The following is a 13,205-nucleotide window of genomic DNA, read 5'->3' on the forward strand; positions in this document are numbered from 1 at the left end:
AAGTCGATGATTATTAATAACTCAATGTTCCCAGCCCAATTTAACTATCGTTCGATTGCGGACATGCGCAGCGACTTGGATGTGCTGCAGCAACAATTGAGCACAGGACAGAAATCTCAAACATTGTCTGGACTTGGCGGCGACCGTGTTGTCGATATGACTTTGCGGTCTCGGCTGAGCGCATTGGATAGTTACAAGCAGAATGTTGACATGGTGAATATCCGTATCAATTTCATGTCTACGACGATGTCGCGGGTTGATGAAATTGAGGGCGCTGCGCGTGCATCAGCGCAGCAGGGTACCTATGAAATCAACGGCGTCAATATGACGGCCGCTCAGTATTTGGCTGAGACGCGGATGACCGAGCTCATTGATTTGATGAATAGTGAACTCAATGGAAGGCATTTGTTTGGCGGTAACGAAACCGAAAAGAACCCCGTTGAGCAGTTTGATGCGGTCATGAACGGCAAGGACGGTAAAGCGGGCTTTCGCACGGTAATGGCGCAACGAAAAATGGCGGACATGGGCGCGGCCAATATGGGGCGCCTAACCACTGGGATCGTTGGCACTGCTGTTTCTTTGAGTGAAGATGGTACCCATCCGTTTGGTTTTAAACTTGATAGTCTGAGCTCTGATGGAGCGGCTGCCACCTTGACCGGGCCGGCGGGAGCACCACCATCATTGAGCGTCGACTTTGCGGCGCAGCCGAACGATAATGAGCGGATTATTATTGGACTTGATATGCCAGATGGGCGCACAATTCAGGCGCAAATGAAAGCAGTGGCTGGGCCACCAACTTCGTCAAACGAATTCCAGATTGGCGGTACAACCGCGGCAACCGCGGCCAACTTCAAGGCTGCTTTGGACACAAAACTTGCTGAGCTGACCAAAACTGATCTGGTGGCCGCGTCGGCCTTTGCAGCGTCGGACAATTTCTTCGCCGCGAACGGAGAGACGACACAACGTGTGGATGGTCCACCGTACGACACGGCAACCGGTTTGGTGGCGGCAACTGATACAGACACAGTGATCTGGTATACAGGGCAGAGCGCAACGAACCCGCGCCAGACGGTTGACGCGCGGGTGGATGAAAACACACGGGTTTCTTATGGGGCGCAAGCAAATGAAGACGGTCCAACCCGTCTGATACGCTCTTTGGCAGTGTTTGCGGCAGAAGGTTTCTCACCCTCTGATCCGGATGCAAAGTTGAAATATCAATCACTTAACAATGCCGTGCGCGACCGTTTGTCCGAAAGTCATAACTCTGAAAAAGGCTCTATTGAAGTTATTCAAATGGAGTTGGGTTTGGCCAAAACAACAAATGGTCGTATTGCGGAACGACAAGTGCAGCAAAAATCGATGCTGGATAATATGTTGGTGAATATTGAAGAAGCGCCAATTGAAGAAGTCGCTATGCGCATTTTGTCACTGCAGACCCGTATGCAAGCGAGCTATCAAACCGCTTCAATCGTGAGCAAATTGTCTTTGGTCAATTACGTCCAATAAGCAAAAAGCGACGATCCGAGACCGTCGCTTTAGAATTCTCAAAGCTGCTTTTGGTTTTTATTCTGCGGCTTGTTGCATTTGGGTGCGCAAGCCAGCAGCTAACTCTTGATTGATGTTGATCATCACGGTTAGCTTCTCAGGTGCAGGATTTGCCAAAATCTGAATGGTCTGATTCATCACAAAAATACCAAGATTGGCCACATTCTGCTTAATTGCAACGGGCAGCGGGTTTTCGTCTTTTGTGACGGAGGTGAGAAAAACTGTCCAAAGTTTGCGATTGTAGGTGAGGGCACCGTCCAATTCGCTTTTCTTATTGTCCCAATCGTCTTTGATACGCTGTAACTGTGCCGCCGATTTTGAAAGCAAACTCGCCTCTAACTCACGAGGACTCGCCGTCTTCTTGGCTGTCTGTTGATACGCTGCTGCCGCCTGTTGTTGCATGCCCTAACAATTCCCGTTCATACTCAATGAGTTTCTTGGCCTTTTTCAAAGCTTTATATAGTGAACCCGTTAATATCTCATTATTTACATCGTCCACCAACGCAACGGTTGAAGGCGCAGCGCGAACAAAATCATTCACCAGCGTGAAGTAATCTTCTTTCACCTTTTCGATGTCGTCTTCCAAATACATCAACTGAATGGCGAAATAGACGCGTTTTGCTGGACTGTCGGCTGTTTCAAACGTCAGGATGTCTTTTTCGCGAAGAATTGGAGAGTGCCCAGACACATAAAAGCGGGTGCGCTGATCGGAGTTGGTGATCACGCAATCGCCGATAATCAGTTTTTCATTTGGCTTGAGTTCAACTTTGAGCGCCATAAACTGGTCCTTTGCCCCCTATTATTGGAAGAGACGCAATACGTTTTGATCGGCCTGCGACGCCATGGACAAAGCGGTCGAAGATAGTTGTTGGCGTGTTTGTAAAGCCAACATATTCGCACCTTCCTCGTTGCTGTCAGCAAGGGTGAGCATATCTGCGCCAATGGCCAATGTGTTTATCATTTGCTTTGTGAAATCTTTGCGATTTTCCACAACGGTTAGGTTGGTCCCAAAGGTAGAGGCTTGCCCGCGTAGAGTATTCAAAGCTTCTGTAATCGCAGACAAGGTGTTGTTGATCGACGTGTCCAGCTCAAAACTGCTTTGGGCATATCCTGTGCCGGTAACTGTCGTCATATCTGCTGTGGCGTTTGTGTCGTCCAGGCTAAAATTACCGCCGCCAACTGTAGAGATGGTCACCGTAGTGCCATCAGTTGTTGCCGTTACGTCCGGCAGGGCATCCAACGCCGAAACAATATCTGCAGCGGTTGTTGTTGCGCCATATTCGATGGTGTGTGTTTTTGAGCCGACTGTAAGCGTCAGTGTGTCGCCTGGCTCGCGGCCGGCAATAAGGTTTGCCTCAGTCACTGTGCCGGTAGATGCGGTGCCAACGGTAAGGTCGGGCAGGGCCAATAGGCCAGATGTATCAGTCAGGTCAACAGCAGCAATTGAGAGTTTGGACGTGCTGTCTTCGTTAAAAACAACCTGCAAGTCGTTGCCCGCACCGGCCAATAGGTTTTTGCCTGAATAGCCCGAGTCTTTTGCAATCGATTCTATTTGCGACAGCAATTCGTTGTATTCTGACGCGAATTTTTGGCGATCAGTAACAAGGTTGGATTGGTGTGCCTGATTGGCTTTTGCTTTTGCCGCTTCCACCAAATCGACGATGGTGGACATGCCTTGATCTGCCGCTTTGATGGTTTGAACAGCTTGTCCCATTGAATCGAGCAATGTCGATAAGTCATTGGATCTGTTGTTCAATCCTTGCGCAGTAAAGAATGAATTTGGGTTGTCGAGCGCTGAGTTTACTTTTTGTCCTGTAGCCAGACGGTTTTGAGTTCGCCCGAGCAAGTCCGCTGTGCTTTGAAGTGACAAAAGATTCTGTCTGACGGATTGGGAGAGGGTAATGTCGGCCATGTTAAACCATCCTGGCTAAAAGTTAACAATTCTTGCGCTTTGATTCTTAGCGACAATGAATTGTTAACCTTACCGAAAGGTTAACGCTAGTCTTGAGTGGGTTCCATTATGGGACAGCGGCGAGATTCATCTGTGCATAAAAAAACGGCTCGTTCCCACGAGCCGTTTTCTGACCGAGCCTAGCGAGACTACTATCCGAAGAGTCGTAGTACGTTTTGGTCTGCCTGAGATGCGAATGATAGTGATGTTGAGGAGAGTTGCTGGCGTGTTTGCAAGGCCAGCAAGTTCGCACCTTCCTCGTTGCTGTCTGCAAGGACCAGTTTGCCGGCACCTTCTTCAAGCGTATTGATCAGACGTGTGGTGAAGTTCTGACGGTTTTCAACCACGGTCATGTTGGTACCAAAAGTCGACGCTTGGGAGCGAAGTGTGCCCAAAGCGGTCGTCATTTTGGCGAGTTCGGCGTTAATGTCGGCATCTGTGTCAAAGCCACCTTTGACATAGTTGGTGCTTGCTGTTGTCGCGAGGTCTGCGGTTGCATCTGTATCATCGATTGAAACCTGACCATTTTCCGAAACAATGTCGATGCTCGTGCCATTTACAGTTGCAGTGACGCCGTCGATTGCATTCCAAGTTGCGGCTAAAGCATCGATATCGTGATCGGCAGTGTGGGCAATTGTTGAAACAACTGAGCCACCGACAGAAAGCTGCAATGTGTCGCCAGCTTCATCGCTTGCGTTGATGGCAGCAAGGGTAATTGACACAGTGCCGCTTACGCCAACGGCTTGATCGGCCATGCCGAGCCCTGTGGAGGTGTCCGTATAATCAACAGCTGAAATGTTGAGCTTTGAAGTGCCATCTTCATTGAACACTACAGTCAGGTCATTACCTGTGCCTGCAAGCAGGTTTTTACCATTGTAGCCAGCGTCTTTTGCAAGATCCTCAATCTGGCTAAGCAATTCATTATACTCAGACGCATACTTGCGGCGATCGGACATTGAAGATGTTTGCAAAGCCTGATTGGCTTTACCTTTTGCAGCTTCAACCAGTTTGGTGATGGACTGAATGCCCTCGTCTGCAGCTTTAAGCGTTTGGACGTTTTGACCCATATCATCGAGCAAGCCGCTCAAGTCAGATGCGCGGTTGTTCAGAGCGGATGCTGTGAAAAACGAATTTGGGTTATCAAGGGCGGAGTTTACTTTGAGGCCGGTTGCCAGTCGATTTTGCGTATTCGACATCAAGTCCGCTGTGGATTGCAGCGAGAGCAAGTTTTGGCGTACGGCCGCTGAAAGATGAATCATCTCAGACATTATTTTTCCTCTTCTAGGCTATACAGAACCCCATTCTGGGGCCGTATGTTGAGGATGCCAGTCTATGGATAACGAAAGGTTAACGCGGTTGCATTTTGCGAAAAAAGACGTCGCATTTTGCGAAAGTGTTTGTTTTCAGTATGTTACGAACGAAAAAAAAGGCGGATCCGAAGACCCGCCTTTTGCGAAATTGTGTGGAGTTGTTAAGCTTAGAACAAACGCAACACGTTTTGGTCTGCCTGAGAGGCGAACGATAGTGAGGTTGAAGAAAGTTGCTGGCGAGTCTGCAATGCAAGAAGGTTCGCACCCTCTGAGTTGCTATCTGCCAATGTCAACTTGCCGGCGCCTTCTTCCAACGTATTGATTAGACGAGTGGTGAAGTTCTGACGGTTCTCAACAACGGTGAGGTTTGTACCAAAGGTAGACGCTTGAGAGCGAAGTGTGCCCAATGCGGAGGATAGTGACGTCAACGAAGTGTTGATGTCCGTATCTGTATCAAAGCCACCTTTGACATAGTTGGTGCTTGCTGTTGTCGCAAGGTCTGCGGTTGCATCGGTATCATCGATTGAAACCTGACCATTTTCCGAAACAATGTCGATGCTAGTGCCGTTAACGGTAGCAGTAACACCGTCGATCGCATTCCAAGTCGCTGCCAAGGCATCGATATCGTGGTCGGCAGTGTGGGCAACTGTTGAAACAACTGAGCCACCGACAGAAAGCTCCAATGTATCGCCAGCTTCATCACTTGCGTTAATAGCAGCAAGGGTAATTGATACGGTGCCGCTTACACCGACGGCCAAATCTGCAAGCCCTAGCGCACCCGTTGAATCAGTATAATCAACTGCAGAAACGCCTAGTTTTGAAGTGCCGTCTTCATTGAATACAACCGACAAATCATTGCCCGTACCAGCAAGCAAGTTCTTACCTGAATAGCCAGCATCTTTTGCGAGTGTTTCAACTTGTGAAAGGAGCTCGTTGTACTCACTGGCAAACTTTCGTCGGTCAGCCATTGATGAAGATTGCAAAGCTTGGTTTGCCTTGCCTTTTGCAGCTTCTACCAATTTGGTGATAGATTGGATGCCTTCGTCTGCAGCTTTCAGCGTTTGAACGGCTTGGCCCATATCGTCTAGCAGGCCGCCAAGATCAGATGCGCGATTGTTCAATGAAGAAGCTGTGAAGAATGAACCCGGATTGTCGAGCGCTGAGTTGACCTTTAGGCCGGTAGCGAGACGGTTTTGGGTTTTTGACATCAAGTCCGCGGTATTCTGCAGTGAGAGCAGGTTTTGACGCACTGCGGACGAAAGATGAATCATTTCAGACATTTACTAAATTCCTTTTCTAGGTACTTAAGGGCTCCTTCCTGGAACCTCTTTCTAGAAAATGCCTGATTATGCCTAACGCTAGGTTAATGGCGTTTGCAGGGTGCAAAAAAGGCGGATCCGAAGACCCGCCTTGAAATCTACTTATCTGTTTGTTTGAACTAGAGCAAACGCAACACATTTTGGTCAGCTTGTGAGGCGAATGACAGTGAAGTCGAAGCCAAAGACTGACGTGTTTGCAAGGCCAGAAGGTTCGCACCCTCTTGGTTAGAATCGGCAAGTGTTAGTTTGCCTGCACCTTCTTGCAATGTGTTGATCATAGACTTTGTAAAGTCCTGACGGTTTTCAACAACAGTCAAGTTTGTACCGAATGTTGAAGCCTGTGAGCGAAGTGAACCCAATGCGTCAGTTAGTTTTGACAAAGTCGCGTTAATGTCCGTATCTGTGTCAAAGCCACCTTTGACATAGTTGGTGCTTGCTGTTGTCGCAAGGTCTGCGGTTGCATCGGTATCATCGATTGAAACCTGACCATTTTCCGAAACAATGTCGATGCTCGTGCCGTTAACGGTAGCTGTCACACCGTCAATCGCATTCCAAGTTGCGGCCAAGGCATCGATATCGTGGTCGGCGGTGTGGGCAACTGTTGAAACAACTGAGCCACCGACAGAAAGCTCCAATGTATCGCCAGCTTCATCACTTGCGTTGATGGCAGCAAGGGTAATTGACACAGTACCGTTTACGCCAACGGCTTGGTCTGCAAGACCTAGAGTGCCAGTTGTGTCTGTGTAATCAACAGCAGTAACAGTTGCTTTTGATGAACCAGATTCGTTGAATACCACTGACAAATCGTTGCCTGAACCAGCAAGCAAGTTTTTGCCTGAGTAGCCAGCATCTTTTGCGATTGATTCAATCTGTGTCATCAATTCGTTATATTCGCCAGCGAACTTGCGACGGTCAGCTGTTGAAGAGGACTGCAAAGCTTGGTTTGCTTTCGCTTTGGCAGCTTCAGCAAGTTTTGTGATTGATTGAATACCTTCATCAGCCGCTTTTAGCGTTTGAACGGCTTGGCCTTGGTCATCAAGAAGTGATGAAAGGTCTGAAGCGCGGGAATTCAATGATTGTGCTGTAAAGAAAGAACCTGGATTATCCAGCGCTGAGTTCACTTTCAAACCAGTCGATAGACGGTTTTGAGTTTGGCCCAGCATTTCAGCTGTGCTTTGAAGTGCGTTAAGGTTCTGACGAACTGCATTTGATAGTTGAATAGCCATGATACTAAATACTCCATTCTGGCATACAAGTGAGCCTTTCTGGCTCACGCTAAACCCGGATCAACACCAACAAGTGTTTTCTCCAGCATGGCACCCATAAAGCCCGGGTTGATTGAATCAAACCTTAACGGGGCAAGTGGGGTGTGTTTTAGGGTTAATAGAGGGTTATCTCCTTTCGTTTAACTGGTTGATTTATTTAAGGTCCTCGAGCATGCGCATGGCTGCGGGTGAGGGGACCCACCGGCGATTGATCATGCGCGGAAAAATGGTGTTTGTTGGCTTCTCGCCATCGGTATTTCCTTCGCTGGCTTTGACCTTTGCGCTTGCCACCAGGGATGCTTCAAAGAGCACACTGGCTGGCGCTGCTGGTCCAACGAGCTTTGGAAACTGGTCGATCGGTTTTTCACTGACCGCAGTCACAATTTGGGGTGACGGTGGCGCAGGCTTAGCGTCGCTTGCGGGTGCTTTCGCAGCGGCAGCGTCCGGTTTGCCATAATGTTCGCTTTTTAAACTGGCATTGCCAGCGGCAAAAGCGCCACCTTGAAAACCGGCTGCCGACTCAATTCTGAGGTTCACGGGTCTTCTCCATTAAAATCAGCCTTCTTGGCAGTTTTTAGTATGGAGGAGGCGTGTTGAAGTTCAATGATTTGAATCGATGCTAATTAATTCAAATTGAAATTAATGTTACAGGGATGTGTTGACCGAAACGCCTTTGATGGAAGCTGCTTGAGTGGCCGTGCCGCGGCCGGTGTTGCCGTATGCTGCGGTTTGGTTTGACTGCCCCAGCTGAGATGCGACGCTGCTGACGATTTCTTCGGTCAAAGATTTGGCGGTGGCAAGCACACGCAAGTTCTCAGCCATTTGTGTGGCAAGGGCAGCTTGGCCTTGTTGCAGTTTTTGCAGAAGGTGTGGTGCTGTTTCCTTTATCTCCTGCGCGTTTGATTGAATTGCGCGGGCGAGACCGACGTAAGTTTGGGCCAATTCAGCTTTTCGTGCTGCAAGCTCACTTGCTTCTAGTAATTTGCCAGCCCGGAGCAGATTTGTTTCCTTGTTCGTCACATCAACTAATGAGTGAAGAGCGATATCGGCGTCGGCGCATACTTTTTCGGGACTATCCGGCATAGGAAGCTTTCTGGTTTTTGCGAGTGCTTGAGCGCGCATCTGTTGAGGTGTCATTTTTTGTATGCTCCGCCTGGAAGTGCAGTAAATTGAGGTGAGTTTGATGCCGCCTGAGTGGCAATGAGATCTCGCAATATGCTGTCTGAAAGGCCTATGCCGCCCGCTTGGGCCATGCTGTTTGCCATTTCAGAGGCTTGCATGCCGCGCCACGTTTCCTCGCCGTAGCCTCCACCGAAGTCCCCCTCAGTGTCTACGCTTGAAGAAACTTGAGAAAGCAGGGTATTTAAAAACACACCTTCGAGTTCCACGGCTTTGCTTTTGAGCTGATTGAAAGCTTGTTCGGGCATATGCGCTGGGCGCTGCACCGGAATGTGAATTTGGGAATAGGCCATTACATTACCTCAATTTCGGCTTGCAGTGCGCCCGCGGATTTTATTGCCTGCAAAATCGAGATGAGGTCTCGTGGTGATATGCCCAAGGCATTTAGGCCGTCGACGAGCTCTTGCAAGGTGACACCTTCTTCAACCAATGCCAATTTGCTGTCCACTTGATCAACTGCAACTTCGGTACGCGGCAGGACAACGGTTTCACCAAGTGAAAGCGGTGCTGGCTGCGAGGCTTCTGGTGTTTCTGTGATCGTTACAGTTAAGTTGCTTTGCGCAACAGCAACTGTTGACACACGCACTTCACGTCCCATGACAATGATGCCGGAGTTTTCATCAATTACGATTTTGGCGGTTTGGTCTGGAGTGACCACCAGTTGTTCAATATCGGTGACCAAATCCACAATGTTGCCATTGAAGCCGCGTGGGAGGGTCAATTCAACCGTAGCGTTATCAATGGGGACTGCGGTTGGCATGCCAATCAAATTGTTGATGGCGAGCGCAATACGGCGAGATGTGGTGAAATCGGGGTTGCGAAGCGCCAAGCGGACTGAACGACGCGCACCTAAGGAGAAGTTTACTTCCCGCTCAATGATGGCGCCCGAGGAAATGCGGCCAGTTGTCGGCACACCGGAAATAACAGTGGCTGAATCCCCACCAGCGGAAAATCCATTTATCGCAACTTGACCTTGCCCAATTGCGTAAACCTCGCCATCTGCACCCATTAGCGGGGTAACGAGTAATGTGCCGCCCTGCAAGCTTTTGGCGTCGCCAAGGGCTGCAACATTGATGTCAATTCTTGAGCCTTGCGATGCGAATGCCGGTAAGTTGGCGGTGACCATAACGGCGGCAACATTTGCGGTTCGCATTGATGCGCCCAATGTGTTGACGCCCATGCGTTCCAGCATGGCTTGCAAGCTTTGTTTGGTGAAAGGTGAATTGTTGAGGCCATCACCCGTGCCGTTGAGGCCCACCACAAGTCCATAGCCCACCAGTTGGTTTTCACGAACACCTTCAATGTCCACAATATCTTTGATCCGGGCGGCGTTCGCGTTGCTTACAAAGCCCAGAGCAATCGTTAGGACACAAAGGACTGAAATAATAAATGCCGTCAGTTTGGTCATCAACTTCCCCAATTGTTCGAATGATGCATATGCTCCCCAGCACATGTTCCATCGCTATTGCCCTAACAGTTGCGAATATCGTGCCAATTTTCGACTTCCGTTAAGGCGTTGAAATGCATTGATTTTTTGAAATGAATCTTTGTCTGGAAAATTTTAGAGGAAAAAGCTGCCTATTCTTGGTGATTTGCTGGTGAACTGTGGTAAATTTTGCCTAGTGGGCGTATTTCACGCTCTGAGGTGATTTGGAGTACAAATTCTAGATGCGCATTACAGATGCAAATCGATTGAATAGGACGGCACAGAAATCTGGCAAAAAGGCCGGAAAGTCTGAGGATTCGGCTTTTTCTGTTCCTAGTGAGAGTGCACCGGTTGCGCGATCGGAAACCTCTGCACCGAGCCAGGACGTTGGTGGAATAGACGCTCTTTTGGCGTTGCAAGCTGTTGAAGACCCAACATTCGCGCGAAAAAAGGCGGTTAAACGGGGGCACGACCTTTTGGATGGTTTAGAACAAATCAAAACCGACTTATTGGTTGGACAGATTTCCGAATCTCGGCTCGATAATATGCTGAATCTGGTCACAAAAGCGCGTGGCAACCTTGATCCTTCGCTTGATTCAATAATTGATGATATTGAATTGCGCGTACGTGTCGAACTTGCAAAGTTCAATAGATACAAATAGTTGCAGATTTTGGGCTTCAGAATAGCTCGTTTCATATTCCAGTCACACACAATCCTTACATGCAGCGTAACAAACTCACTTGCCGTGGGTTGTCTTGGCCATTATATATGTCGCGCATAGACTTAGGGAGTATATTGCTGTGTCAATGGATTTGGAGAGCAAGGTCGAATTGGAAGAGCCAACTTTTAGTGGTTCTGAGACTTACAAACCGACCGAAGGCGAAGAATTTATGAATGCCCGCCAACTTGCGTATTTCCGCAAGAAGCTGGTCGCGTGGAAAGAGGATATTCTGCGCGAGAGCAAGGAGACGCTTGAGGCATTGCAAGAGGAAAGTCAAAATCACCCAGATATAGCGGACAGAGCGTCATCTGAAAGTGATCGTGCCCTTGAATTGCGGACGCGAGATCGGCAACGCAAGCTGATTTCCAAAATTGACTCGGCTCTGGCGCGTGTTGATGACAAGACTTATGGGTATTGCGAAGTCACTGGCGAGCCAATTGGTCTTGCACGACTAGACGCTCGGCCAATCGCAACGATGAGTCTTGAAGCGCAAGAAAAACATGAGCGGCGGGAAAAAGTTTACCGCGACGATTGATCCTGATCAGTTCGCGATGAACGGATAGCGTGCAATTTGTGTTGCGTTTCATGCATATTCATTGTGTGATGGTTCTGAGTTGCATTGGTCAGTGGGGTTGAAAGGGGTGAGTTGCGTATGAATCAGGCTTCGATGCATGATCAACAGCTTACCACGCGCTCCAGTTCATCTGTGCCTGCAGGGCATTCTTGGCCGATTTCAAAACCTTACGATGTCGTGTTCTACCGTTCGTATGGACCAAAATCGAACGTCAATGTTGCGTTTCAGCATGTGTTCGATCTTGACGCCTTTAAGTCCGACCGCAAATTCACACACTGTGCGCTGGTGGGGTCTGAGCTTACAGCAATTGAGGCGTACCCTAGAGCGGTCAAAGGGTACTATACAGATATGGTACATCCCGGCGGTGTGCGATTTGTGCCCGTAATTGACCTTTGTTACGACAGTCAGAATAGATATCGCGACTTTCTGGTGCTGCGTGCGCCTGGTCTGACCGCCCCCGACACATCGTTTGGCGCTGAATCCATGATGAAGGCGTGGCGGTATATTGAGTCCAAATACGGATTGCGTCGGTTTTTGGGAATTGGGCGCGGACCTCGCGATAGCAACGCCAAGCAAATCAAAGAATGGCTATCTTGCTCTGATCTTGTGCTAAAGGTCTTGGCCGATGCAGGTCGATTTGATCTCCAATTTCAAGAACGAGTGACACCGAGTGGGCTTGTTGCCACGCTTGGGGCGCTTGGGTGGCAAGATGTGACCGAAGACTATGCGCCGCAACGGTTTGAAGCCAAGAGCCGCCAATATATGCAGCGGTTTGGATTGACCGGGGGAAGTCGCGCTGGCGTTGACCTTTATGCACTGAAAATGGCTTGGAGCCTTGGCACATTTGCCCAATCTATCCAACGACAGCAGTATATGGTCGAGGAATATATCAACCGTCGCCTGTCCAATGTATGGCCTGATGGTCTAGATGCTGGTCGTTATTTCGAAAAGTTTACTGCCGACCACGCTATGCGGGTTTTAAGACAGATAAAGACTGCAAGGCGCGAGGAGTTCTCACAGCACATTGATCCACTTTTGGCAGAGCTTTCGCAAAAGCGGCATGTTTTGAAGTAGGTAGCGAAAATGTCCCGCATCGTCATTGTTGGATATCGACCCAAACAGGGTTGTGATGAGGCGTTGGCGGAATTAATGAAAACCCACGTTCAGCGTTTGCGGGATCAAGGGCTGGCAACCGAACGTCAGTCCATCGTCATGCGCGCGAGTGATGGGACCTTTATTGAGGTCTTTGAGTGGATCAGTGAAGAAGCGATGCATGAGGCGCATTCCAATCCAAAAGTGTTGGAAATGTGGGCTGAATATGCTCAGGTTTGCGACTACGTTCCTTTAGTAGATCTCGCAGAAGCACAGCAGATTTTTTCGAAATTTGTTCCTTTTGACTGCTAGGTTTGCAGTCCATCTAACAGCTTTTTCGTGAGATGATTGAGCTGGTTGAGATCCTCGTTAGATAGACAAGCTAGAATCCGCTCTTCGTTTTTGATGTGAAGTGGGATGATGTGGGTGATTTTTTCATACCCCAATTTGGTGAGCGCAACGATGACGCCACGGCGATCGTTTGGGTTTTTTTGTCGTTCCACAAGGCCTGATTTTTCCAATCGATCGATACGATTTGTCATGCCCCCGGATGAAACCATGGTCGCTTCATATAGTTGCGTTGGGGTGAGGGCATAGGGTTTGCCGCTGCGTCGCAATGTGGCTAAAACATCAAATTCCCCTGCGTGAAGATCATGCTGGGCAAAAAAAGGTTCCATTTCTTTTTGCATTATTCGGGCCGCAACTTCTGCTAAACGACCCAGCGTGAGCATAGGTAAGCCATTGATTTCGGGCCATTCTTTTTGCCATTGATTGGCTGCAAGCTGCGCGCGGTCCATAGTCACCTCAATTTATCTTGACATC

At 48.9% G+C, this 13,205-nt stretch carries 16 protein-coding genes; 5 read left to right on the plus strand and 11 right to left on the minus strand.

Going from position 1 to position 13,205, the window contains the following annotated elements; translation table 11 throughout:
* The first annotated feature begins 6 nt into the window (after nucleotides 1-6).
* Nucleotides 7-1,506, plus strand: coding sequence for a hypothetical protein (locus O4H47_RS10000; protein ID WP_269393841.1), 1,500 nt, complete (start codon nucleotides 7-9; stop codon nucleotides 1,504-1,506).
* 57 nt (nucleotides 1,507-1,563) lie between these two features.
* Here the strand turns inward: O4H47_RS10000 and flaF are convergent, their stop codons facing one another.
* From flaF to O4H47_RS10050, 10 genes are all read right to left on the minus strand, one after another.
* Nucleotides 1,564-1,947, minus strand: coding sequence for a flagellar biosynthesis regulator FlaF (gene flaF / locus O4H47_RS10005; RefSeq protein WP_269393842.1), 384 nt, complete (start codon nucleotides 1,945-1,947; stop codon nucleotides 1,564-1,566).
* Nucleotides 1,886-2,323 carry a flagellar biosynthesis repressor FlbT gene (gene flbT, locus O4H47_RS10010; RefSeq protein WP_269393843.1) on the minus strand — a complete coding sequence of 146 codons (438 nt, stop codon included), beginning with the start codon at nucleotides 2,321-2,323 and terminating at the stop codon, nucleotides 1,886-1,888. Before flbT ends, flaF begins: the two co-directional genes overlap by 62 nt.
* Nucleotides 2,324-2,344: 21 nt before the next feature.
* Nucleotides 2,345-3,457: a flagellin gene (locus O4H47_RS10015; RefSeq protein ID WP_269393844.1), complete on the minus strand. Its 1,113-nt coding sequence runs from the start codon at nucleotides 3,455-3,457 to the stop codon at nucleotides 2,345-2,347.
* A gap of 191 nt (nucleotides 3,458-3,648) precedes the next feature.
* The gene (locus O4H47_RS10020) at nucleotides 3,649-4,764 is read right to left on the minus strand and encodes a flagellin (RefSeq protein WP_269393845.1); all 1,116 of its coding nucleotides are present in this window, start codon (nucleotides 4,762-4,764) and stop codon (nucleotides 3,649-3,651) included.
* A gap of 209 nt (nucleotides 4,765-4,973) precedes the next feature.
* Nucleotides 4,974-6,086 carry a flagellin gene (locus O4H47_RS10025; protein ID WP_269393846.1) on the minus strand — a complete coding sequence of 371 codons (1,113 nt, stop codon included), beginning with the start codon at nucleotides 6,084-6,086 and terminating at the stop codon, nucleotides 4,974-4,976.
* Between the two features lie 158 nt (nucleotides 6,087-6,244).
* Nucleotides 6,245-7,351 (minus strand): flagellin, encoded by a 1,107-nt coding sequence (locus tag O4H47_RS10030; RefSeq protein ID WP_331283676.1) that lies wholly within the window; start codon nucleotides 7,349-7,351, stop codon nucleotides 6,245-6,247.
* A gap of 192 nt (nucleotides 7,352-7,543) precedes the next feature.
* Complete coding sequence (locus tag O4H47_RS10035; RefSeq protein WP_269393847.1) at nucleotides 7,544-7,927, minus strand: hypothetical protein; 384 nt, start codon at nucleotides 7,925-7,927, stop codon at nucleotides 7,544-7,546.
* 108 nt (nucleotides 7,928-8,035) lie between these two features.
* Nucleotides 8,036-8,527 (minus strand): hypothetical protein, encoded by a 492-nt coding sequence (locus tag O4H47_RS10040; RefSeq protein WP_269393848.1) that lies wholly within the window; start codon nucleotides 8,525-8,527, stop codon nucleotides 8,036-8,038.
* Entirely contained in the window at nucleotides 8,524-8,862 is a 339-nt protein-coding gene (locus O4H47_RS10045; protein ID WP_269393849.1) for a rod-binding protein, read from the minus strand. The genes O4H47_RS10040 and O4H47_RS10045 overlap by 4 nt, the downstream gene beginning before the upstream one ends.
* Nucleotides 8,862-9,977, minus strand: coding sequence for a flagellar basal body P-ring protein FlgI (locus O4H47_RS10050; protein WP_269393850.1), 1,116 nt, complete (start codon nucleotides 9,975-9,977; stop codon nucleotides 8,862-8,864). The genes O4H47_RS10045 and O4H47_RS10050 overlap by 1 nt, the downstream gene beginning before the upstream one ends.
* Before the next feature lie 260 nt (nucleotides 9,978-10,237).
* On the opposite strand from O4H47_RS10050, the gene O4H47_RS10055 reads away from it, so the two are divergent.
* The 4 genes from O4H47_RS10055 (at nucleotide 10,238) to O4H47_RS10070 (ending at nucleotide 12,695) form a co-directional block, all read left to right on the plus strand.
* The gene (locus O4H47_RS10055; protein ID WP_269393851.1) at nucleotides 10,238-10,657 is read left to right on the plus strand and encodes a flagellar assembly protein FliX; all 420 of its coding nucleotides are present in this window, start codon (nucleotides 10,238-10,240) and stop codon (nucleotides 10,655-10,657) included.
* A 145-nt stretch (nucleotides 10,658-10,802) separates the two neighbouring features.
* Entirely contained in the window at nucleotides 10,803-11,252 is a 450-nt protein-coding gene (gene dksA / locus O4H47_RS10060; RefSeq protein WP_269393852.1) for an RNA polymerase-binding protein DksA, read from the plus strand.
* 117 nt (nucleotides 11,253-11,369) lie between these two features.
* Entirely contained in the window at nucleotides 11,370-12,365 is a 996-nt protein-coding gene (locus O4H47_RS10065; protein WP_269393853.1) for a hypothetical protein, read from the plus strand.
* Nucleotides 12,366-12,374: 9 nt separating this feature from the next.
* Complete coding sequence (locus O4H47_RS10070; protein WP_269393854.1) at nucleotides 12,375-12,695, plus strand: hypothetical protein; 321 nt, start codon at nucleotides 12,375-12,377, stop codon at nucleotides 12,693-12,695.
* On the opposite strand, the gene O4H47_RS10075 is transcribed toward O4H47_RS10070, so the two are convergent.
* Nucleotides 12,692-13,180: a MarR family winged helix-turn-helix transcriptional regulator gene (locus tag O4H47_RS10075; RefSeq protein ID WP_269393855.1), complete on the minus strand. Its 489-nt coding sequence runs from the start codon at nucleotides 13,178-13,180 to the stop codon at nucleotides 12,692-12,694. The two genes, O4H47_RS10070 and O4H47_RS10075, sit on opposite strands and share 4 nt — an antisense overlap.
* Nucleotides 13,181-13,205 lie beyond the last annotated feature (25 nt).

This window comes from Maritalea porphyrae (assembly GCF_027213965.1).
Taxonomy (GTDB): domain Bacteria; phylum Pseudomonadota; class Alphaproteobacteria; order Rhizobiales; family Devosiaceae; genus Maritalea; species Maritalea porphyrae_A.

What these genes read in the sequence shown, in the direction of transcription:
- O4H47_RS10000 (WP_269393841.1), top strand. Translation starts at nt 7, where the DNA reads ATGATTATTAATAACTCAATGTTCCCAGCCCAATTTAACTATCGTTCG.
- flaF (WP_269393842.1), bottom strand. Translation starts at nt 1,947, where the DNA reads ATGCAACAACAGGCGGCAGCAGCGTATCAACAGACAGCCAAGAAGACG.
- flbT (WP_269393843.1), bottom strand. Translation starts at nt 2,323, where the DNA reads ATGGCGCTCAAAGTTGAACTCAAGCCAAATGAAAAACTGATTATCGGC.
- O4H47_RS10015 (WP_269393844.1), bottom strand. Translation starts at nt 3,457, where the DNA reads ATGGCCGACATTACCCTCTCCCAATCCGTCAGACAGAATCTTTTGTCA.
- O4H47_RS10020 (WP_269393845.1), bottom strand. Translation starts at nt 4,764, where the DNA reads ATGTCTGAGATGATTCATCTTTCAGCGGCCGTACGCCAAAACTTGCTC.
- O4H47_RS10025 (WP_269393846.1), bottom strand. Translation starts at nt 6,086, where the DNA reads ATGTCTGAAATGATTCATCTTTCGTCCGCAGTGCGTCAAAACCTGCTC.
- O4H47_RS10030 (WP_331283676.1), bottom strand. Translation starts at nt 7,351, where the DNA reads ATGGCTATTCAACTATCAAATGCAGTTCGTCAGAACCTTAACGCACTT.
- O4H47_RS10040 (WP_269393848.1), bottom strand. Translation starts at nt 8,527, where the DNA reads ATGACACCTCAACAGATGCGCGCTCAAGCACTCGCAAAAACCAGAAAG.
- O4H47_RS10045 (WP_269393849.1), bottom strand. Translation starts at nt 8,862, where the DNA reads ATGGCCTATTCCCAAATTCACATTCCGGTGCAGCGCCCAGCGCATATG.
- O4H47_RS10050 (WP_269393850.1), bottom strand. Translation starts at nt 9,977, where the DNA reads ATGACCAAACTGACGGCATTTATTATTTCAGTCCTTTGTGTCCTAACG.
- O4H47_RS10055 (WP_269393851.1), top strand. Translation starts at nt 10,238, where the DNA reads ATGCGCATTACAGATGCAAATCGATTGAATAGGACGGCACAGAAATCT.
- dksA (WP_269393852.1), top strand. Translation starts at nt 10,803, where the DNA reads ATGGATTTGGAGAGCAAGGTCGAATTGGAAGAGCCAACTTTTAGTGGT.
- O4H47_RS10065 (WP_269393853.1), top strand. Translation starts at nt 11,370, where the DNA reads ATGAATCAGGCTTCGATGCATGATCAACAGCTTACCACGCGCTCCAGT.
- O4H47_RS10070 (WP_269393854.1), top strand. Translation starts at nt 12,375, where the DNA reads ATGTCCCGCATCGTCATTGTTGGATATCGACCCAAACAGGGTTGTGAT.
- O4H47_RS10075 (WP_269393855.1), bottom strand. Translation starts at nt 13,180, where the DNA reads ATGGACCGCGCGCAGCTTGCAGCCAATCAATGGCAAAAAGAATGGCCC.